Genomic DNA, 26,522 nt, shown 5'->3' with positions numbered 1-26,522 from the left:
CCAGACCCCCGGCTCAACAGCCCAAGGTCCAGCAATCCCAAAATGATTCCACAATTCCCGAAAAACTTAGCGGCTGGTCAAAAGGGTTCAGCCGCCCTAGACGAAGAAGATTTCGTATTGTTCTAGGTGATAATTTGGTTCGATTTTGAACGCGACAGAGCGGCCCAGTTTCTTTTCGATGCCTTCCAGGCTTTCGCCTTCGACTTCGTAGATCCAGTCCACCACTTCACTGTGACAATGAATGACCACGTTGGTTTTTTTATTGATCAGCATGTCAGCGTCACGCTCAAGTTCACGGAAGATTTCATTGGCCACCGTGGATTTGCGTTTGATGTAGCCTTTACCTTCACAGTAAGAGCACGGTTCACACAAAGTCTTGATCAGACTTGGGCGGATGCGCTTACGGGTCATTTCCACCAAGCCCAACTGGGACATGGAAACGATGTTGGTGCGGGCACGGTCGCGCGCCAGTTCTTCGGCCAAGGCCTCCAGAACTTTTTCGCGGTGGGATTCTTTTTCCATATCGATAAAGTCGATGATGATAATGCCGCCGCAGTTACGCACACGCAGTTGGTGCGCGGTCTCGCGAACCGCTTCCAGATTGGTTTTTAAGATGGTGTCTTCCAGATCTTTTTTACCGACGAACTTACCGGTGTTCACGTCGATAACCACCAGGGCTTCGGCTTCATCGATCACGATGTAACCGCCGGATTTAAGCCAGATCTTGCGCTCCATCGAGCGGGAGATCTCAATATCGATGTCGTACAGGTCAAACAACGGCTTTTTCTCTTCATAAAGCACGATGTTTTGTTTGTACTTGGGCATGAACTGGGACACGAACTTCACAACTTTTTTGTGAATCTCAACGTCATCGACCCAGACGCTCGTGACGTCCTCACTCATCAGATCACGAAGGGCGCGCAGCTCGACATCAAGTTCGGTGTGCAGCGGACCCGGCGTTTTTTTCTTTTCGTAGTTTTTGAAAATCTCTTTGCTCAAACGATCCAGATACTCGATGTCGGCTTTCAACATCTCTTCCGAAGCCCCATCCCCGGCGGTTCTTACGATCACGCCACCGGAAGGATTGATTTTCTGAACCAGTTTTCTTAGGCGCTCGCGCTCGCCTTCGTCTTCGATACGACGGGAAATACCCAGGTGGCGCACCGTCGGCAAAAACACCACGAAACGGCCTGGCAGGGACAGGTGCGTCGTCAAACGTGCTCCCTTGGTGCCCAGCGGATCCTTGGAAACCTGAACCAGAATGCTCTGGCCTTCTTTCACTAGATCCTGAATCGGAGTTTTATTTGCGTGAGTCAGCGGCTTGTCGTCATCCCCTTCATCCATCGGCTCTTCACGGTCCACCGCGGAAAGGAAGTTGTCATCGACGTCTTCGCGGATATCCCCGACATACAGGAATGCTGCTTTTTCCAGACCAATATCCACAAACGCCGCCTGCATGCCCGGAAGAACACGAATCACCGTGCCCCGATGGATGGACCCGACCAAGGTGGGGGACGTTTTTCGTTCAATTTTCAAATCGGTCAGGATCCCGCCGTCAACATAGGCTACACGTGTCTCTTGTGGTCGAACGTTAATCAGAATTTCAGCAGACACAGGCGACTCCTTGGCGAATATAACCCCTCTTGAACGGGGCTGGTCTTAGTTCAATAGTCCAGAAACAAGACCGATAGCAATTAATATTTAATATTGAAACATATCTGACCGAAAAGATCACTGAATTAGAGACCTTAGGAGACGACGATGGCAACAATTGATGAATTGTTCAAACTCATGGTGGAACAAGGTGCCTCCGACTTGCATATCACAAGTGGAGCCGCCCCTTATTTGCGCCTGCATGGAAACATGGTTCCATTGAACTATCGCGAGCTCACAAATCAGGACGTACAGGGACTGCTGTTTGAGATTCTTTCTGAAAAGCAGAAAAAAGCTTTCGTGGAAAAATGGGAACTGGATTTCGCCTACACTTTGTCAGGTATCGGGCGTTTCCGTTGCAATATCTTTATGCAGCGTAAAGGCCTTGGCGCCGTTATGCGTATCATCCCGGAAAAAATCAAAACCGCCCAAGAACTGGGATTGCCTCCGGCCGTGATGGACATGATCGATTGCGATCGTGGTCTGATTCTTGTCACCGGTCCGACAGGTTCTGGTAAGTCCACAACTCTGGCGGCGATGATTCACCAAATTAACATGACCCGTGAAGCCCACATCATCACGGTGGAAGACCCGATCGAGTTCGTTCACCCGAATTTGAAATCTTTGGTCAATCAGCGTGAGGTGGGAAGCCACACCAAAAGTTTCGCCAACGCCCTGAAAGCGGCCCTGCGTGAAGACCCGGATATTCTGCTGGTGGGTGAGCTTCGTGACCTAGAAACAATTTCTTTGGCACTGACTGCTGCCGAAACAGGTCATATCGTTTTCGGAACCCTGCACACCAACAGTGCGGCGAAAACCATCGATCGTATCATTGACGTATTCCCTGCCGGTCAACAGCAACAGATCCGAACGATGCTGGCTGAATCCCTGCGCGGAGTTGTCGCTCAGACCCTGTTCTCCCGCGCGGACGGACAAGGTCGTGTGGCGGCTTACGAGATCATGAGAAACACCAAAGCCATCTCGAACTTGGTTCGTGAAGGTAAAGTCCACCAGATCCCATCTGCCATGCAGACCGGTGCCACTCAAGGTATGGTTCTGTTTGAAAAGTACATTGAGGATCTGGTTCGTAAGGGTAAAGTTTCCGCAGCCGATGCCAAGACCTTCCTGGGTCAGGCCGGTGGTGGCGACACCAGCGTACAGCCAGGGGCGACCATGGCTGGCGGCACCCCACGCACCAAAGTGGGCTAAACTAGAAAGTAAACGAATACTGAATCATGGGAGGGGCCTTGGCGACGAAAGTTTCCGAGGCCCTTCGGTTTTTAAAGTCCATCCCCAGGTTCTGGGAATACTCATACTGAGGCGCCGCTGGGCGCGAAGAGTCATAAATAACATACCCCACCCCGCCTAACAAACCCACCAGAGCACCGGTCGTGATATTGCCGGTGTGTTCCTGCGGTTCACCGTAAAAAGACAGCGTGCTTAATCCCAGAATGGCCCCGCCCAGAGTGGAAAACAGGACGGCGGCGACATTGCGTTTTACACTGCGATTGGCCTGGGCCGTCGAAGTGGATGAAGTGAAAATGAGCAAAGATATGAGTAAAACTGAGGTCCACTTCTGTGGTGTCATGATTGCCTCCTGCAATGATCTGAGATAACTTTTTAATTTAAACATTCTTGAGGTGCCCCGTGCAACTAAGTCGTTACATTGACCATACTCTTTTAAAGCCTGAAGCCCAAACCGCCCAGATCGAAAAGCTGTGCGCGGAAGCCAAAGAGCACAACTTCTTCTCTGTCTGCGTGAACACGTCCTATGTGAAAACCTGCGCTGAACTTTTGAAAGGCTCTTCTGTGAAAGTCTGCTGCGTGGTGGGCTTTCCTTTGGGTGCCATGGACACGGCCAGCAAAGCCTTTGAAACCAAAACGGCCATCGCCAACGGCGCGCAGGAAATCGACATGGTCATTCAGATCGGCGCACTGAAAGACCGCCGTCTGAACTATGTTCGTGACGACATCAAGGCCGTGGTTCAGGCAGCGGCTGGTCACACCGTGAAAGTCATCATCGAAACTTCGTTGCTGAATCAGGAAGACAAAACCCTGGCGTGCAAGGCAGCCCTGGAAGCCGGAGCACATTTTGTTAAGACCTCCACCGGCTTCGGGGGCGGCGGCGCCACGGTGGATGATGTGAAACTGATGAAGTCCGTTGTGGGCTCATCCATGGAAGTCAAAGCTTCCGGCGGCATCAAAGATGCCCAACAAGCAAAAGCAATGATCGACGCTGGAGCCACCCGTCTTGGCACAAGCTCAGGGATCACAATTATTCAAGGCGGCTCTGTACAAGGTGGTTACTAATGGCTTTTCTTCCTGCTGAAATTATTAAAATCAAACGCAACGGTGGCGTGCTTTCTTATGAAGAAATCAACGAATTCATCCTGGGCTATGCGCGCGGGCAGATTCCTGATTATCAGATGTCAGCCTTGCTGATGGCGATCTTCTTCCGTGGCATGAACACCGAAGAAACTCTTTCGTTGACGAAAGCCATGCTTCACTCCGGTGAAGTTGTGGATTTTTCTTCCGTAAAAGAATTCAAAGTGGACAAACACTCCACCGGTGGCGTGGGCGACAAGACAAGTTTGATTCTGGGGCCGATCGTGGCCGCCGCCGGCATTCCGGTGCCGATGATTTCCGGCCGTGGCCTGGGTCACACCGGCGGAACCTTGGACAAACTGGAATCCATTCCGGGGTTCAATACGCAAAAGTCCCTGCCTGAATTTATCGAGCTGGTTCACAAACACAAAATCTGCTTCATCGGTCAGACCAAAGAGATCTGCCCGGCTGATAAAAAAATCTATGCGCTTCGTGATGTGACTGCGACGGTAGAAAGCCTGCCGTTGATTTGTGCTTCGATCATGTCCAAGAAAATGGCGGAAGGCATTGATGGCCTGGTGCTGGACGTGAAGTTCGGATCCGGTGCCTTCATGAAAACCCCGGTGCTGGCGGAAGAACTGGCGGTGAACCTGATGGCGATTGCCAAAGGCTACGGCAAAAAAGTCACCGCGTTGCTGACCAATATGGATCAGCCCCTGGGCCGCTATGCCGGCAACTCGGTGGAAGTCGAAGAATGCGTGGCCATCATGAAAAATGAAAAATTCATCGGCCCTGCCGGTTATGATCTTTACGAAGACACTCGTGAACTGAGTCTGCAACTTTCTGCGCACATGCTGCTTTTGGCGGGTGTTGGCAAGAACGAAGAAGAATCCTACAAGATTGCTGAAGACATTCTGGTGTCCGGTAAAGCGATGGCGAAGTTTGAAGAACTTTGCTCCATCCACGGTGGCAATTTGAAGGCCCTGCCAAAACCGAAACATTCCATCGAAGTCAAATCTGACAAAGCCGGCTGGGTGGGTGGCTTCCACACCGAAAGCATTGGCGTTGCGGGCATCTTGATCAAGGCGGGTCGCGCACAAACCACGGACATCATTGCCCCAACTGCGGGCATCGAATTCCATGTGAAAGTGGGTGATGAAGTGAAGGTCGGCGACACTGTGTTTACATTGCATGGCGACGACAAAGATCTGCTGCAATCAGCTCTGCCGATGCTTCGTTCAGCAATGACAATTTCCTTGCAAAAGACGACAAAGCCTAGTTTGATACTCAAAACTTTGAGCTAATACTCAAGGTCGAAAAGGGAGAATATTTTGGTACTCAATAAGCTACAAGAATCCATGACCTACATCCGCACCAAGACTTCGGCAAAACCGAAAATCGGTGTTGTATTGGGATCGGGCCTTGGCGCTTTTGTGAAAGAAGTGGAAGTTGAAACGACCATTCCTTACAAAGACATTCCTCACTTCTCCCCTCCGACTGTCGAAGGACATTCCGGAAATCTGATCTTCGGTAAAATCAATGGTCAATCCATCGCGATCCTTCAGGGTCGCAACCACTATTACGAAGGCCACAGCATGGAAAGTGTTGTGTTCCCGACTCGTACTTTGGCGATGCTGGGTGTGGAAACTTTGATTCTGACCAACTCTGCCGGTGGTTTCGGTGAAAACATGCAGGCCGGTGACTTCATGGTCATCGAAGATCACATCAACCTGATGGGCACGAATCCTTTGATGGGTCCGAACATCAAGGAACTGGGCCCTCGTTTCCCAGACATGACGGAAGCTTACGACAAGCGCCTGATCCAGATCATGGAAGACGTGCTGATGAAACAGGGCACACGCTATCACAAAGGTGTGTACTGCGGTGTGAGCGGTCCTACTTATGAAACTCCGTCTGAAGTTCGTTACTTGAAACTGATTGGCGGTAAAGCGGTCGGCATGAGCACGGTTCCAGAAACCATCGCAGCCAACCACTTGGGTCTGCGTGTCGCGGCTCTTTCTTGCATCACGAATTTGGCGGCAGGGATTTCTTCTCAAAAGCTTTCCCACGACGAAGTGACAGAGACAGCCAAGCAAGTAGAGATGCAATTCTCCTCGTTTTTGCGCGAGTTCATCGCTCATATCTAATGGGTTGGACCTGACAAAACGGTCCAGTCCAGTTTCTGAAATTTAGCCTCAAAATAAGACATATAATAGCCGAAGAGCTAACCGGTCGGGCCTTTGTAGTGCGTCCCATTGATGGGACCCGTTGGGCTCGCACAGGGAGTGAACATGGATGTTCAAAAAATTCTCTCGGCGGTCGCTTGCGTCTTTGTATTTGCAGCTTGTAGCCAGAAATCCGCTGAAACAGTCTTTCCAGAAAATGGCGCGCTTGATTCCAGCGCCTGTCGTGGTCAGGCTCTTGAAAACAAATTCATCGTGCAATGGGAGGACGGCAGTTTCACAACTGAAACCGCGGCCAATGCCGAAGAATTCAAAGAAAATTTCATCAAACCTCAATTGGAAAATATCAAACACGTTGATTACGATCGCGTGATCCAACTGCAAAGATCCAGCGAAGTGTCGGCAACAGCCTTCACCGACAGCTGGGGTCAGCAGCGCATTGGCGCCCCGACGGTGTGGAGCCAGGGCGTTTACGGCCAGGGCGTGAAAGTCGCCGTGGTGGATGCTTACGTGGATGTGTCCCATCCCCAACTGCTTCCACGCATTGCTGTGAACACGGATGAAATCCCGAATAACGGCATTGATGACGATAAAAACGGGATCGTGGATGATTACTATGGCGCGGCCTTTGTTTCCCAGCCAGGTAACAACCAGACTCCAAGCTCGCACGGTTCACACGTGGCGGGTATCATCGCCGCGGATTCTCGCTATGGTTCGATTGAAGGTGTGGCTCCCCAGGCGCAGATCATTCCCGCGCAGTTTATTGCCAATGATGGCGGTGGATCTTTGGGGGATGCCGTTCTTGCCATGCAGTACTCTGCCAGTCGTGGGGCCAAGATCATCAACGCCAGCTGGGGTGGAGCTCCGTGTGTGGCCTCTTTGCGAAACGCTTTTGTAGAGCTTGAGAAAAAGGGCATTCTGGTTGTCGTCGCTGCGGGTAATGACGGGCGCGATGTGGATGTGTATCCGGAATTCCCCGCGTCCTTCAATATGGCCAATCAGATCACAGTGGCTGCCGCTTCGGTTTCAGACTTCATGACCTCTTGGTCCAACAGTGGTTTTTCTCTGGTGCACGTTGCGGCTCCGGGGGAAAGAATTCTTTCCACCGTGCCGGGCGGATCCACTGCTTATATGGAAGGAACCAGCATGGCAGCACCGTTCGTCAGTGGTGCCGCAGCCCTGGTTTGGAGTGCCAAACCGACGGCCACAGCAGTGCAAGTTAAAGAGGCAATTTTGAAGTCTGTGGACGTGTCTTCCGGACACGAGTTTAAAGTAAATACTCGAGGGCGCATCAATGTCGAAAAGGCGCTTCAGTACATTCAGCAGTTAGTTCCGTAATTTCAAACACATAGATCAATTCACGCGGGGCATAAAAAGTATGCTCTGCGTCTCTAGTTTTAAGATGATTCTTTGAACTGAAGTGCTAGATTGGTTCCTTGTTTTTTGAGGATGGTTCCTCACAAGAAAAGGAATTTTATGAGCACAGAAGTTTCATCTGGCATTCAAGCACGATTGGCAGATCTTGAGAAAAGAAACGAAGCCGCAATGGCCGGTGGTGGCGCAGCTCGTTTGGCGAAACACAAACAAGGTGGTCGTCTGACTGCACGCGAGCGCGTGGATGTTTTGCTGGATCCAGGCAGCTTTGTTGAAATGGATCGTTTTGTTTCTCACCGTTGCACAAACTTCGGCATGGATAAAAACGTGGTTCCTGGTGATGGTGTCATCACGGGTTACGGCCGTATCAACGGCAAACTGGTTTATTTGTCTTCTCAGGATTTCACCGTGATCGGTGGATCCATGTCCCGCACTCAAGCCAACAAGATCTGCAAAGTGATGGATCTGGCGATGAAAAACGGGGCTCCTTTTATCTCTATCAATGACTCTGGTGGCGCGCGTATCCAGGAAGGTATTGAATCCCTGGGTGGTTACGCGGACATCTTCACCAGAAACACCATGGCTTCCGGTTTGATCCCACAGATCACCGCTATCATGGGCCCGTGCGCGGGTGGTGCGGTTTACTCCCCGTCCATCACGGACTTTGTCTTCATGGTGAAAAACACCTCTTACATGTTCGTGACCGGTCCTGATGTTATCAAGACTGTGACTCACGAAGATGTGACCAAGGAAGAACTGGGTGGAGCGACCACTCACTCTGCAAAATCCGGCGTGGCTCACTTTGCTGCTGAAGATGACAAGCACTGCTTGCTTCTGATCCGCGAGATGATGAACTTCCTTCCATCCAACAATCTTGACGATGCTCCGGTTCTTCCAACCAACGACCGTCCGGACCGTTTGACTGAAGCTTTGAATTCTTTGATCCCGGAAAATCCAAAGAAACCTTACGACATGATCTCTGTCATCACAGAGTGCGTGGATGAGGGTTACTTCCTGGAAGTGCACAAACACTTCGCTCAGAATCTGATCGTGGGCTTTGCACGCTTCAACGGCCGTCCTGTGGGTATCGTGGCGAATCAGCCCAACATCCTTGCTGGCTGCCTGAACATCGAAGCGTCCCGCAAAGGTGCTCGTTTCATCCGCTTCTGTGACGCCTTCAACATCCCGGTTGTTTCCTTCGTGGACGTACCAGGCTTCCTGCCGGGTAAAGACCAGGAATGGAATGGCATCATCACTCACGGTGCGAAGCTTCTTTATGCTTATGCCGAGGCGACGGTGCCAAAAATCACCGTTATCACCCGCAAAGCTTACGGCGGTGCTTACATCGTTATGGGCTCGAAACTTCTTCGCTCTGACGTGAACCTGGCTTACCCGTCTGCAGAAATCGCGGTTATGGGCGCTGATGGTGCGGTCAGCATCATCTTCCGTGAAGAGATCAACAAAGCCAAAGACCCTGTGGCCGAGCGCGCGCGCCTGACGGCAGAATACGAAGCCAAGTTCAGCAATCCATACGTCTCCGCTGAACTGGGCTACACAGATGAGGTTATTGAGCCAGCGATGACTCGTAAACGCATCATCGACTCTTTGGAAATGCTGAAACATAAACGTGACGTTACTCCGGCTAAAAAGCACGGAAACATCCCTCTGTAGGAGCGAACATGGCATTGTTTAAAAAAATCCTGATCGCCAACCGCGGGGAAATCGCCATCCGTATCACTCGTGCCTGCCGCGAGCTGGGTATCGGATCTGTGGCGGTGTTTTCCGATGCGGACCGCGACAGTTTGCACGTATTCCTGGCGGACGAGGCTTATCACATTGGCCCGTCCCCTTCGCGTGAAAGCTACCTGAACTATAGCAAGATCATCGAGGTCTGCAAAAAAGCCGGCGTGGACGCCGTTCACCCGGGTTACGGCTTCCTGTCTGAAAACACCACTTTTGCGCAAGCTTTGAAAGATGCAGGCATCACCTTCATCGGACCGACAGTTGCGAACATTGAAGCCATGGGGGATAAACTTTCCGCCAAGGCTTTGATGAAAAAAGCCGGTGTCCCGACGGTTCCAGGCTCTGATGGCGGCGTTGAATCCGTTGAGGAAGCCCAGAAGATCGCAGAAAAAATCGGCCTTCCAATCATCATCAAGGCTTCCGCCGGTGGTGGTGGTAAGGGGATGCGTGTGGTTCGTCAGATGGACGAGCTGGAAAGCGCTTTCCGTGCGTGCCGCTCTGAAGGTCAGAACTATTTCGCGGATCCGACAGTATATATCGAAAAATTCATCAACGACCCGAAACACATCGAGATCCAGGTGTTCGGCGACACTCACAACAACCACGTTCACCTGTTTGAACGTGAGTGCTCTGTGCAGCGCCGTCACCAGAAGATCATCGAGGAATGTCCGTCCCCATCTGTGCCTCACGAAGTGCGCCTGCGCATGGGTGAAGCCGCTGTTCGCGCAGCAAAACAGATCAACTATGTGGGCGCGGGAACGATTGAGTTCATCTTCGATAACGCCACCAAAGAATTCTACTTCATGGAGATGAACACTCGTCTTCAGGTGGAACATCCGATCACCGAAATCGTGACGGGTTATGACCTGGTGAAAGAGCAGATCTATGTGGCTGCGGGCAAACCTTTGAGCTTCAAACAAGAAGACATCAAACAAAAAGGCCACGCGATTGAAGCCCGTATTTGCGCGGAAGACCCGATCACGTACAAACCACACCCTGGTGTGATTCGTGCCTGCCGTCACCCGCAAGGTCCGTTTATGCGTGTGGATTCCTACGCCTACCCTGGCTATGAAGTGCCTATCTTCTACGATCCAATGATCGCGAAAGTGATCACTTGGGGTGAGACGCGCGAAGAGGCCATCGACAGAATGCAACGTGCTTTAAGTGAGTTCGTGTTGACCGGTATTAAAACCAATATCGTTCTTCATAAAACCATCCTGGATCACGCAAAATTCCGTGATGGCTCTTACACAACTCAGTTCATTGAAAAGAACTTCGAAGTGATCGAACCAAATCTTTTCAAAGAAGTTGAAGACCCTGTATTCCTGATCGCGGCGGCAATCACTGCTTACAACGATCGTAAATCCAAAGACGTTCGCCAGCTGAACCTGACTTCCAACTGGAAGCGTATCAGCCGCAAACTTCAATTGAGGACGTAACCATGTACTTTGAGGCAGAACTTAAAGGTAAAAAATTTAAAGTGGATGTGACCGAGCACCGCACGACCTGGAAGGTTTCCTTGCAGGAAGAGGGCAAAGACTGGATCCACTATGACATCTCCAAAAACGACTACAAAGAGGCTGAACAATACATCAGCTTCCTGTTTGGCGGTAAGTCCTATCTGATCGACGTCATCGGACAGGACACCGAGTACACGGTCTTTACGCGTAACTCATTCCGCACCATCAAGGTCTTCAATGATGAAATGCTGTTGCATGAATCCCTGAAGAAAGGTGGCGGTTTCGGTGGCGATCAGGAACTGAAATCCGGTATGCCTGGCAAAATCATCGAAATCTTCGCCAAAGAAGGTGAAATCGTGAAGGCCAACAAACCTTTGCTGATCATGGAAGCGATGAAGATGGAAAACGAAATGCGTGCGACTCGTGATGTGAAGATCAAAGAGATCCGCGTGAAACAGGGCGATTCGGTTGAATCCGGAGCGGTTCTGATCAAGTTCGAAGAACCATAGTCTTCAGACGACATTTTGGAAAAAATAAAAGGGGCTCTTTGGAGCCCCTTTTTTATTTTGTCTTACTTGGTGCCTTTAGCGTCTTTCTGGTTCGTTTTGGCTTTCGCTGGAACGCTCCCCCCAATACCTCCAGTACCGACGATACCACCGGTACCACCCATGATGCCACCCATACCCGTGCCGTAGTAGCCACCCATCATGCCCATGCCACCATCAGCCATAGAGGCACACATGGCAATCGCACCGCCGATATTAAAGGCGCTGCTTTGAGCCGCTTGTTTGGTTTTGGCATTGGAAGAAGGTGCGCCACCGTAAGGATTCGCGTACATACCGAATGCACCACCGGCCATAGATTTGCCCTCTTTCGCAAGTTCAGCGTTACGCTGATCGAAGGCGCCTTGAGCCATACCGATCAAGTTTCCACACTGAGCCGCGTTCTGAGAACCCATTTTAGAAATCATCGGCTTCATGCGGTCGCAGAAAACTTTGTCATAAGTGACTTTACTTTCCACTTTGGAATTTTCGTCCTGCATCTGCATGTAAACACTTTGCGCGACATCACAGGAATCCCCTTCGTAAGTGAACGTGGACTCAGTTCCTTTGATCAACGGATAGTTACCTTTGGCGTGTTTGCCCCATTCTGTTTTCAGATAAGCATCACGGTTTTGAATCTGGGTTTTCAGATTCATATCCTTGTTCACCGCCACCACGCGACCCTGATCATCACGGCGAATCGCCACTGTTTTGCGGTCCGTTTCAAAAACCGGTTTGCCGTCTTTGAATCCGGTCACCACTTTCGCTTTATAAACGATCGTTTCAACGCCGTCTTTGGTTTCGCGGGAAACGATTTTTCCGGAATCCAAAACATTGGTTTTACCATCAGTGCCGATAGCGAATGCAGCACCGTCCGGCTCTGTGCCGAAGCCCATATCCATCGTCGCCATGTTGACTTGATTGATACACGCAAACTGTTTTGATGCTTTTTCATAGTCCGCAATATTGGCGGCCGCAGACAAAGAAAGACCCATCAGGGACAAGAAGATCAAAGACTTCACAGTTCCTCCATGAACGTAAGAATGCATTTGTACACTTTTTGAGCGTACTCTTAAGATTCTCATATTTCACATTAAATGCCGAACACCCCGACTGTTGTCGGGGCAGGAACTATGGCTACTCGCGCTCGTTTACAGCGTAGCTGTCTTCACGCTTCTTTTCAAAGACACCGACGATCAGGACCGCCGCTTCGTAAAGAACCCACATCGGCGCCAGCATCATCACCATGCTCAAAAGGTCCGGTGGAGTGATGATGGCAGCAATCACCGCAATGGTCATGATGGCATAACGACGGTTCTTGCGCAGGAAGGACTGGGACACAATGCCCATCATTCCCAGAACCACAATCACCAGCGGCAACTCAAACGCCACACCGAACATCAAACACATCTGGGTGAAGAAACCCATGTACTGGTCGATGGATATCATCGGCTTGTCGACCTCGCCCCCGAAAGTCATCAGGAATTGGAAAGCCATCGGGAGCGCGATCCAATAAGAAAACGCCGCCCCCAACACAAACAAACCCGTGCCGGAAACAATAAAGCCCATGGTGTACTTGCGTTCTTTGGCATACAGGCCCGGAGCAATAAACTTCCAAACCTGATAAAGCCAGAACGGGCAAGACAACAGGATCCCGCACACGAAGGATAGCTTTAAGTGAGCGATGAATTTATCCAAAGGACCGGTATAGATCAGACCGCCACCTGGAAGGTAGGGACGAATTGGTTCACGCACGAAATCGAAAATCTTTTCGCTGAAGCCGTAACAGATTCCGGTTGCGATCAGCAAAATCCAGACACAGTTGATCAGACATTTACGAAGATCTGACAGGTGCTCATACAAAGATTGGGCTTTGGAATCGAGTTCTTCGCGTCTCATGAAGGCTTCTGTTCTTCTGATTTTTCGTCAGCGGTGGCTTGCGGGAACTCCAGCTGTTCTTCAACGATCGGCGCGGCCTCAGCGGAAGCAGCCAGCGGCGCTTGCTCTGCTTCATTCTGATGGGCTTGTTGTTGAGGATTGCGGATGGTGTCCATATTCAACTTGTCTAACTTATCCAAGCGCATCTGTTGCTTGAGTTCATCACCCATGGAATCGGTGCTTCTTTTCAACTCGTTGAGAAAGCGCCCCAAAGTCCTTGCCAGTTCCGGAAGCTCTTTGGGCCCGATGACAATCAGGGCAAGAACCGCAAGGAAGATAATTTCAGACATACCTAAGCCAAACATGGCGCCAGAATAGAGGAATCAGCTCTGCTTGCCAAGCTTTACTTGATCCTGAGGAAGGGTCAAAACTCCCATTTCCTCAAGCTTTTCTCGAGCCAGCTCAGATCCTGTTCTCATGTAGCGCTCATACAGCCTCAAAATGCTTTCATCGCTTTTGATAAACGAATGATGACTGATGTACGTCAGCACATCCACAAACTCCAGGAAACGGTCCGAGAATACTGTGTACACACGCGCCATGGTGTCTTCACGGGTGCAATGGGCCAATGACGCGTAAGCCGCTCCGCCAATCTCCGCATAGTAATCCACATCAATGATCTTGCGAGAAAGAGAATCCCCAAAGAAGCCGCTGATATACAGAGTTCGGTCGCCGAGTTTTCTCAGCATTTCAGCTTTCACAAAACTTTCGGCATTCTGTGCTGTCAGATACATTTCTGCCAGTGTCTGGGGATTTCTGGTGCCGCTTTCGCTGGCGTAGGCTGGATCGTGCAGATTTCGCGCATCCAAATAGTGCTGTAATAAGTTCACAAGATAGGCCTCAACCATCGGAAAGGTCTGAACCTTACGCTGGGACAGACCTTTCTGAACCAGTTCCTGGAAGTAGCCCTCTGGGCTCACAAAAAGCTCAACTGTCGGTGTCGAACGCTTTTCCCGCATACTGCTAGTTTAACAAATTCTGAATGGTTTTCGGTTAGTTGTTTTTTGCAAAGCTGGCCGAAAGTCTCACAATGGGACACTGTTCCGGCGCCCTCTTTGCATTTCATTTAGGAAAGCCCGTTTGAAGGAGCTGTACTCCGAATGAACTTAAGATGGATGACTATCACTTTGGCAGTGCTGAGCGCTTTTGCGCCCGGGTCCCTGTGGGCCTTCGGGGAAAAGTGCGGGCCGGTCTTTGCTTCCGAGTATGCGAAGCTGGGTCAGATTGAAGTCAAACCTTCCGGTCAGAAAGGGCCTCCGGCCCGGGACTACGCCCACACAGTTGATAAAATCAATTCCCTCTTGGGTGACCTCGCCGTTCCCCACGAAGTGCAGATCCAGGTCGACAGTGCTTTTATCTTTTCCACCTTCAATGCCCAGAGCTATCAGATCAGTGTCGGTGTGCGCCCGGAAAAAATGGGTAAAAAACATCCGTCCATCAATCAAAACACCCTGATGCATGAGTACGCCCACGCGGTTTTTGAAAAGAACATGACCTTAAAATCCCCCGGCTACAAAACTTTGCGCGAAGAGCAGATTTCCCTGCATACTCGCGAAGACCTCCTGCACGCAAAGAATGATGCTTTAATGGCCGAACAGGAAAAGACCACCGACCCGGCAGTTCGCCAGGATCTGGACCGAAGAATCTATGAAGTCATCAAAGAAATCGACGCCATCGCCGAGCGCCGCAAGGAGCTTTCGGCCCATTGGAGTCTTCGCAGCGCCGTACACGAGCTCTTTGCGGATTCGCTGTCCATGGTGGCAACAAAGGACCCCAAGGCCATGTCCAAAGTTTTAAAAAGCACCGGGGAAAACTATCGCCCGCACACTTCCACCGTTTTGCAGCTTCGTGACTTTACCGACGGCCGCCACCACCTGTCGCGCCAGCGCTGGAAAAAAGAATATCCTTTCTATTCGCAGTTCGGCGGTGATCTGTACTATGCCTTCCTGCCCGCGCGTTGGGAACTTTGGCAGATCGTAAAAACCCGCATTGGCAGTGATAACTATCAGCGCACTTTGATTCCAAAGGTGTTTGCGATTTTAGAAAGACATCTAAACTTGGAGCTGAACAAGGGGCCTGAAGAACTCAAACCCCGCGGATTCAAGAATCTGGAAGCCCTCAATCAAAGAATCATCGAGGACTTCCGTCGCGAACTTTAGGATTTCACATCCGTAGGTCCCACCAGACTGACGATCGAAGGCTGGGAAAAGATTTTTTGCGCGAGCTTCTGAACATCCTCAGGGCTGACCGCAAAGTACTTGTCCGCCACATCCAGGCTTTCACGATAATCCAGGCCATAGATATCATCGAACAAGATGGCATTGCCGATGGTGCTCTTTCTTTGCAGTTCGATATCGTGTCTGCCGATCAAATATCTCTGCGCGCGCACCAGTTCTTCCGGGGAAATCTTCGTTGTCGCCAGCTTGTTGAATTCCGCCTTCAGCATCTGGATGGCTTTTTCTGATTTCTCGGGTGAACAACCGATGTATCCACCGAAATATCCACACTCAATCCCTTCCATGTGCATTGGTGACACGGAATAAGCCAACGAGTTTTTATCACGAAGCTCGATGAACAGCCGTCCCCCCTGACCACTTAAGATGGACTGAATGATTTCCATCGTGTAGCGCTCTGGACTTGAAAGTGTCAGACCCTGATAGCCCACGATAATGTGGCTTTGTTCTTTTTTAAGTTCACGGAACAGGCGTTTGGACTCTGTGATTTTTGGTGCGGCAAAATGATTTTTCACGCGCTCCCCTTTGGGAAGCTCTTTCGTGATTTCATTCAGCATCTTCACCCATTTTTTGGTGTCCACATCCCCGACGACCGAGAACGTCACGTTCTTCGCCATGGCGATTTTTTTGTAATAGCCCAGAAGGTCGGCGGACGAGATGGCGTTTACCGTCGTCTCACTTCCCACCAGATCGCGGGAGTACGGATGCCCTTTGAAGATCTCCTGCATAAAGGCCAGAATGCAAAGCTGGGCCGGATTGTCATTGCGGGCTTTGATCTGATTTTTCAGGACAACCTTTTCGCGCTCCAGGATGATTTCCGGGAACTGCGGCGCCAGCAGGGAGTCGGCATAGATCTCCAGCATTTTGTCTTCAAATGGTGAAAGGTAATCCATGGAAAGACCTGCGGAATTTCGGCCGCCAAATGCGCCAATCCCCGCTGCCAACTCGTCCACCCGAAGATTGATGTCATCTTCAGTGAAGTTTTTGGATCCCGACATCCAGTTTCTGGCAAAGAGTTCCGTCAGACCGTTTTGACCTTCCGGCTCAACACGCGCCCCGCCCAGGAACGCGGCTTTCATCGCCACGTACGGCGTATCACTTTGTTCGCGAATCAACAGGGTCGCACCGGAATCCAGTACAATACGCTCCGTGGTTGGAACGCCCTTGGCCGCGCCGGCATTGATATTGAATTTCTTCGCGGCAAAGCGCGGTGCTTTCTGCTTTACGACTTTTGCCTCACGCAGGGCTTTTCTTAAGTCTTTGGCAAACGCTTTCAGGATGCGGTCCGCGTTTTTCTTATCCATGTTTGTCATCATGGACAGACCAAAGCTGTCCGCCTTTAGATATTTTTTGGCGATCTTCTGAATATCTTCCGGTTTCAGCGCATAGACCTGCTTCATGTACTTTTTGTAGTAGTCATGATCGCCGTAATAGAACTCGTTACTTCCGGCTTTTCTCGCAATGTTATCCACTGTCTCCATGGAATAAACTTCGTGGCTGGCAAAGTTGGTGATGGCTTTTTGCATTTCTGCGACCGTGGGTGGCTCCGTCACAATCCGGACCAGTTCCGGAATCAGCGCGCTGAGCGCTTTGGTCAGATTCTCTTTTTCAAGGCCCAGCGACACGGCAAATAGACCGTCGTCCTGCATGGAATAGGCAAATGACCCCACCGAATTGGTCAGAGGCTCCTTAATGCGCAAGGTCTGCATCAGACGGCAGGAATCCCCCTGCCCCAGAATCGCTGACATCACCTCAAGGGCCGCGATGTCCTTGTGTTTGACGCTTGGGATTCTCCAGGTCAGATAGGCGGTGGTCTGTTCAAATTTCGCCTGCTCAACCTTGATGCGGACGGTTTTTTGCGCCGGTTCTTTTTTGCGCGCCACTTTGCGCAGCTTGTACGGCGCAAAACCGCCAAACATCTGCTGCACGCGGGTCTTCATTTCTTTCGAATCAAAGTCGCCGGACACCACCAGGAACATATTTGATGGCACATAACGGGACTGATAAAATTCGCGGATTTTTTTTGCGGAAACTTTTTTTACGACCTTGTCATAACCAATCACCGGAATGCCGTAAGGGCTTTTTGGGAAGACGTTGGTGAATAGCAGCTGACTGGCTCTGCGGCCCGGGCTGTCCTGTCCGCGTTTGATCTCTTCCAGAACCACTTCGCGTTCGTTGTCGATTTCCTGGGGGTCAAAAGTGGGATAGCCCATCATTTCGCTGATCACATCCAGCGCCACATCCGAGAATTGTTTGGAAATGGTCACATAAAACACAGTTTGGTCAAAAGAGGTGTAGGCATTCAGCTCCCCGCCGGAGCCTTCCACGGTGGCCGCGATCTCACCCACCTTGTACTTGCGGGTCCCCTTAAACACCAAATGCTCGATAAAGTGAGAGATCCCCTCTTCGGTCTTTTTTTCATCCGCCGAGCCTGTTTTCACCCACATTTGCACTGAGACCACCGGAGACTTGTGGCTTTCCAGTAAAAGGACTTTCATACCGTTTTTTAGTTGAAATTTCTTAGACATACTCTACATAACTCCCATGGCATTTGGCGTCTATATCCACATTCCCTACTGTATCCAGCGCTGTACTTACTGCGATTTTGCCACTTATGAGCAAAGCAAGATTCTGCCGCCGGATCAGTACGTCGAACTCCTGTTTAAGGAGATTCGCCAGAAGCACCGCTATTACACTCCCCAAAGTCTGGACACCATTTACTTTGGTGGAGGCACGCCGAGCCTCATCCCTGCAAATCTCATTGTAGCGATTATCAAAGAGCTGGGTAGATATGGATTTACAACTAGACCTGACACCGAGATCACCATCGAGATCAATCCGGCGACCGTCAGCAAAGAAAAACTGAAAACCTATCTGGATAACGGCATCAACCGTTTCAGTGTGGGTGCTCAAACCTTTGATGATCGCCTGTTGAAAATGGTTCATCGCGAGCATTCGGCCAAACAAACCCTGGAGACTCTCGACCTTCTTCGGGCTCATGGAGTGAATTTCAGCTTTGATATTCTGTTTGCACTGCCTTCACAAACTGTCGAGGGCCTGCGCCGTGATGTGGAAATCGCTGTTGAACAAGGGGCCAAACATATCAGCCCTTATTGTCTGACAGTTCCCGACGGGCATCCTTTGTCAAAAGGCCGCCCGATTGACGACGAACAGGTTGAAATGTTTGACATCATCGCTGATGAACTGACGCGCAAAGGTTTTCAGCAGTACGAAATATCCAACTTTGCCCTGCCCGGTTTTGAGTCCCGTCACAACATGCTTTACTGGGTCGATGAACCATATTGGAGCCTGGGCCTGAGCGCACATTCCTATTCCAAAGAATCCGCCTGGGGCACGCGTTACTGGAACATCAATTCCATCAACGAATACCAAAAGCAAATTCTGGCATTTGACGGTCAGGAATTTGATTCTCCGGTGCGCCATCTGCCATCGAATCAGGTGGAAGTGCTGGAAATGCATCAGGCGCTTACAGACTTTTGTCATACTTCGATGCGTCTGATGCGTGGACTCAATGTGGGCCAGCTTCAAGCCAAATTCCCGCAAAACGTCAGCGAAAAGGTCCTGCAAATCATGAAAAATCTGGAAGAAAAATCCTGGATTCGCCATGACAACGGGCATTGGTCACTGACGCGCGAGGGCCTTGTGCTGAGCAACCGTGTTTTCCAGGAACTGACTTTCCTTCAAGAAGATCTCTAAGGGGCTAGGAGTTTTTCTTCCGCCCCCCTGACATTGACATTGCTTCGTGAATACACAATCTTAAGTATTGCGAAAGGAAGTCTCATGTCAGAAGAAAACAACTCTCAAAACTCCAATCCTCCCAATCCAGAAAATGGCGAAATCGCTTCTGAGATCCAGAAACTTCAGGAACAAGCGGAAAAGTTCAAAAACGACTATCTTTATCTGCGCGCTGAGTTTGAAAACTACAAACGCAACGCGATCAAGGAACGTTCCGAGTTGACGAAGTACGGCGGCGAGCGTCTGGTGCGCGACCTGCTGGAAGTGGTGGACAATTTCGACCGCGCCCTGAGCGTGAACGTGAGTGCTGAGAACTTCAACACCTTCAAACAGGGTGTGGATATGACCGCTCAGGAATTAAAATCCCTGCTTCAGCGTCACAATGTGACCGAAATCCCGGCGCAAGGCGCACCGTTTGATCCGAACGTTCACGAAGCGCTGAGCAGCGAAGCGACAGACCAAATGGCCCCTGGCCACGTGGTGCGTGTGTTTAAAAAGCCTTACAAACTTCATGATAAAGTGATCAGACCTGGCCAAGTGGTTGTTGCCAAGAAGCCAGAGTAAGGAACCTGCTTGTCTAAAAAAGATTTTTACTCCCTTTTGAATGTTTCCCGCTCGGCCACTGCTGATGAGATCAAAAAATCTTATCGCAAGCTGGCTATGCAGTATCACCCGGACAAAAATCCCGGCGATAAAAAGGCCGAGGAAAAATTCAAGGAAATCACCGAAGCCTACGAGGTTTTGAGTGATACCAAAAAACGTGAAATGTACGACCAGTTCGGTCACGCCGGGGCCCAGGGCTTTGGCGGAGCTGGCGGCCCGTTCGGCGGTGCCGGGGGATTCGGTGGCTTTGGTGGTGCCGGAGCTGGCGGTGCTGGAGCCGGGGCCGGTGGCGATCCCTTCCAGGACATCTTCGGGGATGTCTTTGGTGAGATCTTCGGCAATGCCCGTGGCGGACCCGGAGCTGGTGGAGCTCGCGCGCGCCGTCCTTCCAAAGGCACGGACCTGCGCTATACACTGAATATCTCTTTTGAAGAATCCGCCTTGGGCAGCGAAAAAGTCATCAGCTTCATGCGCCAGCGTGGCGGCCGTGAAGAGCCTGCGAAACTTTCCGTGAATGTTCCTGCCGGCGTGAAAGAAGGCCAGCGCCTGAAACTGGCCGGCGAAGGTGATGCTTCCGGAGGCGCTGCCGCCGGAGACCTGTATGTGATTATCAACATTCAGGAACACCCGCTGTTTAAACGAAACGAAAACGATGTGACATTGGATCTTCCGATTGTTTACACCGATGCGATTTTGGGAACCAACATCGAAGTTCCGACCCTGACGGGAAAAGCCATGATCCGCATTCCTCCGGGAACACACTCTGGCCAGACCTTCCGTCTGAAGGGCAAAGGTTTCCCTAAACTGGGCGGCTTTGGATCCGGCGACATGCTTGTGCGCGTTCTGGTGGACACCCCAAGCAGCCTGAGCAACAAACAAAAAGAACTGGTGGAAGAACTTGCCAAGACCACGGACACAAGTCCGCTGGTGAAAGCCTTCCAGGATAAAGTCGCACAACTGATGAGGACGCGTAAATGAAACTCTACTTTTCACTCTTGCTGACGGCCGGCCTTCTGGCTTCCTGTACGACAGTAGCTACGAAACGCACCCCGATGAAACCGGCCGCAACGACGGCCGCTGCGGGTAAAAAACCAAAAGCCGTCGGCGGTCTGACCACCGGAAAACCGCCAGAGCAGATTGAAAGTGAAACCTTGAGCGTGCCTGCCACTCCAACCGCCGATGTGCTGGGACAACTCAAGTCCCTCGTAAATCAGGCCGTGCAAGCACCCAGCAAAGCAGATCAGGAATCTTACCGCCTTAAAGCAATCGACATCGTTGAAAACAAATTGAACGAAGATCAGCTTGAGGACGTGGCGGATGAATCCGACTTTGGATTCCTGCGCGGGCATGCGATGTTCCGCCTGGGGGAAATTTCCCTGGATAAAAAAGACACCTCCGATGCAAAAATGTATTTTAATTCTGTGACGGAGTTTGTTCCGGGCAGCGATCTGGCACTGAGAGCCCAGGAGATCATACTGCAGCTTGATTCCGCCAAGAACGTAAAGTCCCAGACCGTGGGCGTGGTGCTGCCACTGAGTGGCCGTAACGCCCCTGTGGGCCAGCGTGCGCTGCGGGGCCTTGAAATGGGCCTGGGCCTTCATATCCCCGGCTCGGGCTTCCAATTGGCCGTGATGGACAGTGAAGGCAATCCTGACTCCGCCCGCCGCGGAGTCGAGCGTCTGGTGAAAGAAGACAACGTTATCGCCATCGTGGGAAGCTTGCTTTCCAAGACGGCTCCGGCTGTGGCGGCGAAGTCCGATGAACTGGGTGTGCCGACCATTGCCCTTTCCCAGCGTTCCGGTTTGACGGAAGTGGGCCCGACCGTGTTCAGAAATTCTCTGACCAGCGGCATGCAGGTGCGCGCGCTGGTTCGCACGGCGATGGAAGACATGGGCATGAAAAAGTTCGCGGTGCTTTACCCGAACGATCCCTATGGCATCGAATTCACCAACATCTTCTGGGATGAGGTGCTGGCCCGTGGAGGCGAGATCACCGCTGTTCAGACTTACTCTGTAAAAGAGACAGACTTCCGCCTGGTTGTGCAGCGTCTGGTGGGAACTTACTTCGGTGAGGCCCGTCAGGATGAGTTCAACATGCGTTTAAAAGAACTGCAAAGCTCCGGCAAGAAACACTCAGTTCGTCAGAGCAATCTTGAAAATGTGCTGCCACCCATCACCGACTTTGATGCGATCTTTATCCCCGACTCGGCCCGCGCCATGGGACAGATCTCAGCGATGCTGTCTTACAATGACGTGCGTGGTGTGAAACTTCTGGGCACCAATCTTTGGAACACCAAAGACATCGCCAAACGTGCCGGCAACTTTGCGCAGAATCTGGTGTTTGTGGACAGCATGACTCCAGCGAATCAGGACCGCTCACGTTTCGTGAACGAATACCGCAGCCTTTACAATGAACCACCTTCATTGATTGAAATTCAGGCCTATGATGCGGGTCTTATTCTGCGTCAGTTGATTGCCGCCGGAGCCAGCTCCCGCGAGGAATTGGTGCAGAAGCTAGGCCAGCTCAACAAGTTCCCTGGATCGCTAGGAAGCCTCAGTATTAATGCTGAGCGCGAAATTGAGCGCCCGGTGACCGCTCTAACTATTGAAAAAGGCGAAGTAATTCCCCTTAAAGTCCGCAAATAGCAGCTATAAGTTAATTTAATGACGATTTTTTAACCCCCTTCTTGTGGTGCCCTGTCTTAGGAACACCAGCGACCAAGAGAGTCGCAAATCTTTAGAAGGGGGTTGTTATGACAAGTCGTATCTCTGAAAACTTAGTGATGGAGTGCAGAAGAAAACTTCTTACCGCGAAACAGGATGTTTTGAATCGTTTCAGAACAGCCCAGCGCGAACTGGTCCATGCGGAGCGTGGCGGTGACGAAGCAGATCAATCTGTCGCCCACATCGAAGAACATTCTTTTTTGATATCCCAAGCACGCATGAGAAATCAACTGGTCGAGATCGAGATGGCCCTGGCTCGCATCGAGCAAGGCACATTCGGAATCTGCGAAGAGACCGAGGAACTTATCGAATCTGAAAGGTTGCTGGCAATTCCGTGGACTCGCTTGTCCATCGAGGGTGCCGAGATGCGAGAAGCGGTAAGTCGTAAGTTTGCGCGATAAATAATCACGCTGTGCATTTTTAGTGACAGATAATCATTCCCCCGTAATATGCGATCAATTTTCGGCCAAGGATCATCATATCGGGGGGTGAGATGAACGCAACCGAACTCACAGAGTTGACTGAAACTGAACTGCAAAATCTAAAAGAATCCCTGCTCTTCCAAAAGAGCACGATCCTCAATAAATCACATGAATTTAAAGAGGAACAATCCAGCATGGCTGCGGTTGCGGATGAAGCGGAAGCCGCTTCTCAGGATATCTCCAACAATATCTCTATTCACTTGCACGAACGTGACCGTACCGCTTTGTACGCGATCGAAAGAGCTTTGGGAAAGATCGCTGACGGGACCTACGGCCAGTGCGAATCCTGCACTGAAATTATCAATGCTCGCCGTCTGCAGGCACGACCTTTCACAGCCCTTTGTATTGACTGCATGGAAGAACAAGAAAGCCAGACTGGCCTCTTCCAATAACATTCATATTTAAACTCATTGGATGAGGTCCACTGACATGGATGTCAGTCCAATTTTTTAAATTATTCAACGATTGCAGTTTAGAAAAAACTGTCTCACACCGAGAAGACTCATACCAGAAACATAAATTCCCGCATCACGCGGAGGAGCGGTATGAGTTTTGACGATAAAGTCCTAGAAATCCCACAGACCCTTCCCATGCTACCTGTGAGAGACATCGTAGTATTCCCCTACATGATCATTCCTTTGTTCGTAGGCAGAGACGCTTCGATCCGCTCAGTTGAAGAAGCTTTGGCAAAAAATCGCCTGATCTTCCTGGCTTCCCAGAAAGACATCACTGAAGAAAATCCATCTCCAGACAACATCTACACTGTTGGTACAGTGGCGATGATCATGAGAATGAGAAAACTTTCCGACGGCCGCGTGAAAATCCTTATCCAAGGTGTCGCTAAAGGCCGCGTGAAAAATTTCACCAAGACCTCCCCTTCCTTTGAAGTGGCTGTTGAAAAGATCGAGGAAACACCGGTTCAAAAAACCGTTGTTGAAAACGAAGCTTTGATCAGAACCGCGAAAGAGCACATCGAGCGCATCATCGCTTTGGGCCGTCCTCTTTCTCCGGACATCCTGCTGGTTCTGGATGATGTTTCTGATCCAGGCCGTATTGCTGACCTTATCGCTTCCAACCTGGGCATCAAAGTTCAGGACGCACAGAAGGTTCTGGAAACTTCTGATGCTACAGAAAGACTGAAACTGGTTAACGAGATTCTGGCTGCTGAACTTGAAGTGATGCAGACACAATCCAAAAATCGCACAGGCGCCAAGGACGACATGTCCAAGTCCCAGCGCGAATACTTCCTGCGTGAGCAGATGAAGGCTATAAAGAATGAGCTTGGAGAAGGCGACTCCAAATCAGAGGAAATGGATGAGTTGCGCGAAAAGCTGGTGAACGCCGGCATGCCTCCTCATGTGGAAGCAGAAGCCCTGAAACAACTGGGCCGTCTGGAGCGTATGCACCCGGATGCATCTGAAGCCACAATGGTTCGCACATACCTTGACTGGATGGCGGATCTTCCTTGGAGCAAGAAATCTGAAGATCATATTGACCTGAAACGTTCCAAAGAAATTCTGGACGAAGATCACTATGAACTGGAAAAAGCCAAAGACCGCATCATGGAATTCCTGGCGGTTCGCAAGCTGAAACCAAACCTGAAAGGACCAATCCTGTGCTTCGGCGGTCCTCCGGGTGTGGGTAAAACATCCCTGGGTAAATCCATCGCTCGTGCGATGGGCCGTGAATACTTCCGTATCGCTCTGGGCGGCGTGAAGGATGAAGCGGAAATCCGTGGTCACCGCCGCACTTATGTGGGCGCGATGCCGGGTAAAATCATCCAGGCTCTTCGTCAGGCTAAAACAAGCAATCCAGTGATCGTACTGGATGAAATTGACAAATTGGGTTCTGACTTCCGTGGTGACCCTTCTGCAGCAATGCTGGAAGTGCTGGATCCGGAACAAAACGCCACTTTCCGTGACAACTATCTGAATGTCGACTTCGACCTTTCAAATGTGTTGTTCATCGCAACAGCCAACGTGTTGGAAAATATTCCACCAGCTTTGCGTGACCGTATGGAGATCCTGAACATTCCTGGTTACACCGAGAATGACAAGCTGTTGATCACGAAGAAACACTTGATCCGCAGACAGATCGAAGCCAACGGTATCACTGAGGAAAACATCAAGTTCACTGACGAAGGTATCAAATACCTGATCGCAGGCTACACTCGCGAAGCGGGTCTTCGTAACCTGGAGCGTGAAGTGGGTTCCGTCTGCCGTAAAGTGGCTAAGATGGTGGTGATGGAAGAAACGAACTTTGTTGAAGTAAACGCAACAACCGTTCCGGAGCTTCTGGGTCCTCCAAGATTCCAGCGTGATGACAAGATCGCGGATTCTCAGGTGGGCGTGGTTCAGGGTCTTGCCTGGACACAAGCGGGTGGTGAAGTTCTCACTATCGAAGCTTTGAAAATGAAAGGTAAAGGACATCTTGCATTGACGGGCCAGCTTGGCGACGTGATGAAAGAGTCCGCTCACGCAGCAATGTCTTACGCTCGTGCTCACCAGGAAGAACTGGGTATCCCAGAGGACTTCTTTGAAAAGTACGATGTGCATGTGCACTTGCCAGCCGGTGCGATCCCGAAAGACGGTCCATCTGCAGGTATCACTCTCACGACCGCTCTTGTGAGTTTGATGACAGGCACTCCGGTTCGTCACGATATCGCGATGACTGGTGAAGTGACCTTGCAAGGACGTGTACTGCCGGTCGGTGGTATCCGTGAGAAGTGTCTTGCCGCTTTGAACCTGGGTATTACAAACATCATCATCCCGATGGCTTGCCAAAAGGATCTTGCTGATATCCCTAAGGTGTTCAAGGATAAGATCAACTTCATCCTTGCAGAAAATCTGGACGAAGTCTTCGCAGTTGCCTTCGACAAGTCGGCAAAAGGTCAGGAGAAAAAGCCTGCCGCGAAGAAAGATCCGAAAAAGACCAAATCGCTTGCGGCCTAATCCGCAAGCCACACATCGCCCCTCCCAAAAAGTGATGTTACAGCAGAAGGCCGGTAAACCCGGCCTTCTGTCTATTTGGAATCACACTCGTGAATGTGTCTCGTGATGACACACTTTCTGTCACTGCAAGACCAGAAACACCCCCTGTAACTTGTGCTAAACAACTAACAGTCATACTCTGTAAGTAATGACACTCAACCGCCTGGAGCAAAGCACCCTTCTGTTCGTAACTGTATTGTGTGCTATCGGGACTATTTTCGTCCTGAATTCGGCTGATATCCACAAACGCAACTACGACTATAAAACCAAAGATTACGATCAGGTGCTTTTGAACGAAGTCACCACGTCAGCTTTTGCCGTGATGGAAGCGGCTTTGCAAAGACGCATGTGGGAACCGCCACCGGACAACGCCTGTCTGAAGTCGGAGGACTTCAATGTCGAGGGCGAACTTGCCGGCGGCATGAAGTGGAAAGTTTCAGCCAAGTACAATTTCACCACCAAGAACTATGAACTGATCTCGGAAGGTCATACAGCAAAGCACAGACCTTAAAGCAG

General features: G+C 50.7%; 24 protein-coding genes. 17 read left to right on the top strand and 7 right to left on the bottom strand.

The annotated features are described in order from the left end of the window. Positions 1–96: 96 nt before the first annotated feature. Positions 97–1,614 (bottom strand): Rne/Rng family ribonuclease, encoded by a 1,518-nt coding sequence (locus B9G79_RS00465; RefSeq protein WP_088563812.1) that lies wholly within the window; start codon positions 1,612–1,614, stop codon positions 97–99. Positions 1,615–1,761: 147 nt separating this feature from the next. Here B9G79_RS00465 and B9G79_RS00460 point away from each other — a divergent pair, with 147 nt between their 5' ends. Continuing rightward, positions 1,762–2,862 carry a type IV pilus twitching motility protein PilT gene (locus B9G79_RS00460; RefSeq protein WP_088563811.1) on the top strand — a complete coding sequence of 367 codons (1,101 nt, stop codon included), beginning with the start codon at positions 1,762–1,764 and terminating at the stop codon, positions 2,860–2,862. Between the two features lies 1 nt (position 2,863). Here the strand turns inward: B9G79_RS00460 and B9G79_RS00455 are convergent, their stop codons facing one another. Then, positions 2,864–3,241, bottom strand: coding sequence for a hypothetical protein (locus tag B9G79_RS00455; protein ID WP_232468932.1), 378 nt, complete (start codon positions 3,239–3,241; stop codon positions 2,864–2,866). 59 nt (positions 3,242–3,300) lie between these two features. Between B9G79_RS00455 and deoC the strand changes: the two genes are divergently transcribed. The 7 genes from deoC to B9G79_RS00420 all read left to right on the top strand — a co-directional run bounded on the left by deoC (position 3,301) and on the right by B9G79_RS00420 (position 11,247). After that, positions 3,301–3,963, top strand: a complete 663-nt coding sequence (deoC, locus tag B9G79_RS00450) for a deoxyribose-phosphate aldolase (RefSeq protein WP_088563809.1) — start codon at positions 3,301–3,303, stop codon at positions 3,961–3,963. Beyond that, positions 3,963–5,282: a thymidine phosphorylase gene (locus tag B9G79_RS00445; RefSeq protein WP_088563808.1), complete on the top strand. Its 1,320-nt coding sequence runs from the start codon at positions 3,963–3,965 to the stop codon at positions 5,280–5,282. Before deoC ends, B9G79_RS00445 begins: the two co-directional genes overlap by 1 nt. Positions 5,283–5,336: 54 nt before the next feature. Next, positions 5,337–6,125, top strand: coding sequence for a purine-nucleoside phosphorylase (locus B9G79_RS00440; RefSeq protein WP_420042860.1), 789 nt, complete (start codon positions 5,337–5,339; stop codon positions 6,123–6,125). Between the two features lie 144 nt (positions 6,126–6,269). After that, positions 6,270–7,499: a S8 family peptidase gene (locus tag B9G79_RS00435; RefSeq protein ID WP_088563806.1), complete on the top strand. Its 1,230-nt coding sequence runs from the start codon at positions 6,270–6,272 to the stop codon at positions 7,497–7,499. 138 nt (positions 7,500–7,637) lie between these two features. Continuing rightward, the gene (locus B9G79_RS00430; protein WP_088563805.1) at positions 7,638–9,206 is read left to right on the top strand and encodes an acyl-CoA carboxylase subunit beta; all 1,569 of its coding nucleotides are present in this window, start codon (positions 7,638–7,640) and stop codon (positions 9,204–9,206) included. An 8-nt stretch (positions 9,207–9,214) separates the two neighbouring features. Beyond that, positions 9,215–10,717, top strand: coding sequence for an acetyl-CoA carboxylase biotin carboxylase subunit (gene accC / locus B9G79_RS00425; RefSeq protein WP_088563804.1), 1,503 nt, complete (start codon positions 9,215–9,217; stop codon positions 10,715–10,717). A gap of 2 nt (positions 10,718–10,719) precedes the next feature. Continuing rightward, positions 10,720–11,247, top strand: coding sequence for an acetyl-CoA carboxylase biotin carboxyl carrier protein subunit (locus tag B9G79_RS00420; RefSeq protein ID WP_088563803.1), 528 nt, complete (start codon positions 10,720–10,722; stop codon positions 11,245–11,247). A gap of 62 nt (positions 11,248–11,309) precedes the next feature. Here the strand turns inward: B9G79_RS00420 and B9G79_RS00415 are convergent, their stop codons facing one another. The 4 genes from B9G79_RS00415 to B9G79_RS00400 all read right to left on the bottom strand — a co-directional run bounded on the left by B9G79_RS00415 (position 11,310) and on the right by B9G79_RS00400 (position 14,138). Beyond that, complete coding sequence (locus tag B9G79_RS00415; protein WP_232468931.1) at positions 11,310–12,302, bottom strand: hypothetical protein; 993 nt, start codon at positions 12,300–12,302, stop codon at positions 11,310–11,312. Positions 12,303–12,417: 115 nt separating this feature from the next. Next, positions 12,418–13,179, bottom strand: a complete 762-nt coding sequence (gene tatC / locus B9G79_RS00410; protein ID WP_088563801.1) for a twin-arginine translocase subunit TatC — start codon at positions 13,177–13,179, stop codon at positions 12,418–12,420. After that, positions 13,176–13,508, bottom strand: a complete 333-nt coding sequence (locus B9G79_RS00405; protein ID WP_232468930.1) for a Sec-independent protein translocase subunit TatA/TatB — start codon at positions 13,506–13,508, stop codon at positions 13,176–13,178. The genes tatC and B9G79_RS00405 overlap by 4 nt, the downstream gene beginning before the upstream one ends. Before the next feature lie 33 nt (positions 13,509–13,541). Continuing rightward, positions 13,542–14,138: a hypothetical protein gene (locus tag B9G79_RS00400; protein ID WP_232468929.1), complete on the bottom strand. Its 597-nt coding sequence runs from the start codon at positions 14,136–14,138 to the stop codon at positions 13,542–13,544. Between the two features lie 180 nt (positions 14,139–14,318). Between B9G79_RS00400 and B9G79_RS00395 the strand changes: the two genes are divergently transcribed. Continuing rightward, the gene (locus B9G79_RS00395) at positions 14,319–15,377 is read left to right on the top strand and encodes a hypothetical protein (RefSeq protein ID WP_088563798.1); all 1,059 of its coding nucleotides are present in this window, start codon (positions 14,319–14,321) and stop codon (positions 15,375–15,377) included. Here B9G79_RS00395 and B9G79_RS00390 read toward each other — a convergent pair. After that, the gene (locus B9G79_RS00390) at positions 15,374–17,980 is read right to left on the bottom strand and encodes a M16 family metallopeptidase (RefSeq protein ID WP_088563797.1); all 2,607 of its coding nucleotides are present in this window, start codon (positions 17,978–17,980) and stop codon (positions 15,374–15,376) included. The genes B9G79_RS00395 and B9G79_RS00390 overlap by 4 nt on opposite strands. A 16-nt stretch (positions 17,981–17,996) precedes the next feature. Between B9G79_RS00390 and hemW the strand changes: the two genes are divergently transcribed. The 8 genes from hemW to B9G79_RS18230 all read left to right on the top strand — a co-directional run bounded on the left by hemW (position 17,997) and on the right by B9G79_RS18230 (position 26,517). After that, positions 17,997–19,169 carry a radical SAM family heme chaperone HemW gene (gene hemW, locus B9G79_RS00385; protein ID WP_088563796.1) on the top strand — a complete coding sequence of 391 codons (1,173 nt, stop codon included), beginning with the start codon at positions 17,997–17,999 and terminating at the stop codon, positions 19,167–19,169. An 84-nt stretch (positions 19,170–19,253) separates the two neighbouring features. Continuing rightward, positions 19,254–19,772 (top strand): nucleotide exchange factor GrpE, encoded by a 519-nt coding sequence (grpE, locus tag B9G79_RS00380; protein ID WP_088563795.1) that lies wholly within the window; start codon positions 19,254–19,256, stop codon positions 19,770–19,772. A 9-nt stretch (positions 19,773–19,781) separates the two neighbouring features. Beyond that, positions 19,782–20,789, top strand: a complete 1,008-nt coding sequence (locus B9G79_RS00375) for a DnaJ C-terminal domain-containing protein (protein WP_088563794.1) — start codon at positions 19,782–19,784, stop codon at positions 20,787–20,789. Further along, on the top strand, positions 20,786–22,456 hold the full coding sequence (locus B9G79_RS00370; RefSeq protein WP_088563793.1) for a penicillin-binding protein activator: 1,671 nt from the start codon (positions 20,786–20,788) through the stop codon (positions 22,454–22,456). The genes B9G79_RS00375 and B9G79_RS00370 overlap by 4 nt, the downstream gene beginning before the upstream one ends. Before the next feature lie 107 nt (positions 22,457–22,563). Beyond that, positions 22,564–22,935: a TraR/DksA family transcriptional regulator gene (locus B9G79_RS00365; RefSeq protein WP_088563792.1), complete on the top strand. Its 372-nt coding sequence runs from the start codon at positions 22,564–22,566 to the stop codon at positions 22,933–22,935. Between the two features lie 92 nt (positions 22,936–23,027). Then, positions 23,028–23,408, top strand: a complete 381-nt coding sequence (locus B9G79_RS00360) for a TraR/DksA family transcriptional regulator (protein WP_088563791.1) — start codon at positions 23,028–23,030, stop codon at positions 23,406–23,408. A gap of 153 nt (positions 23,409–23,561) precedes the next feature. Further along, positions 23,562–25,967: an endopeptidase La gene (gene lon, locus B9G79_RS00355; RefSeq protein ID WP_088563790.1), complete on the top strand. Its 2,406-nt coding sequence runs from the start codon at positions 23,562–23,564 to the stop codon at positions 25,965–25,967. Positions 25,968–26,154: 187 nt separating this feature from the next. Next, positions 26,155–26,517 (top strand): hypothetical protein, encoded by a 363-nt coding sequence (locus tag B9G79_RS18230; RefSeq protein ID WP_232468928.1) that lies wholly within the window; start codon positions 26,155–26,157, stop codon positions 26,515–26,517. Positions 26,518–26,522 lie beyond the last annotated feature (5 nt).

Source organism: Bdellovibrio bacteriovorus (assembly GCF_002208115.1).
Classification (GTDB): Bacteria; Bdellovibrionota; Bdellovibrionia; order Bdellovibrionales; family Bdellovibrionaceae; genus Bdellovibrio; species Bdellovibrio bacteriovorus_C.
The sequence above is the reverse complement of the archived record's forward strand: the minus strand, read 5'-3'. Positions and strand labels throughout refer to the sequence as shown.